The organism is Stenotrophomonas sp. SrG (assembly GCF_050031795.1).
In the GTDB taxonomy this organism is placed as follows: Bacteria; Pseudomonadota; Gammaproteobacteria; order Xanthomonadales; family Xanthomonadaceae; genus Stenotrophomonas; species Stenotrophomonas rhizophila_A.
The window spans coordinates 1-233 of record NZ_JBNBBE010001516.1 but is presented as its reverse complement, the minus strand read 5'-3'; the positions used below and the strand labels follow the sequence as shown (position 1 = coordinate 233).

The 233-nt window shown below is 70.0% G+C and carries 1 protein-coding gene; it reads left to right on the top strand.

Annotation, left to right across the window (positions count from 1 at the left end; all coding sequences use genetic code 11):
* On the top strand, positions 1 to 233 hold a 233-nt coding region (locus ACQG3P_RS24445), incomplete at both ends, for a B12-binding domain-containing protein (protein WP_426806497.1).

Sequence of the window (233 nt, the reverse complement as noted above, 5' to 3'; positions counted from 1 at the left end):
CCTGGCGCGAAACGCCGATCGACGCGCGCCTGGCGCATGCGCTGGTGCACGGCCTGGATGCCTGGGTCGAAGCCGCTACCGAGGAGGCACGGATCCGTTCCAGCCGCCCGCTGGACGTGATCGACGGACCGCTGATGGACGGCATGAACGTGGTCGGCGACCTGATCGGCGCCGGCAAGATGTTCCTGCCGCAGGTGGTCAACTCCGCGCGCGTGACGACGAAGGCGGTGGCC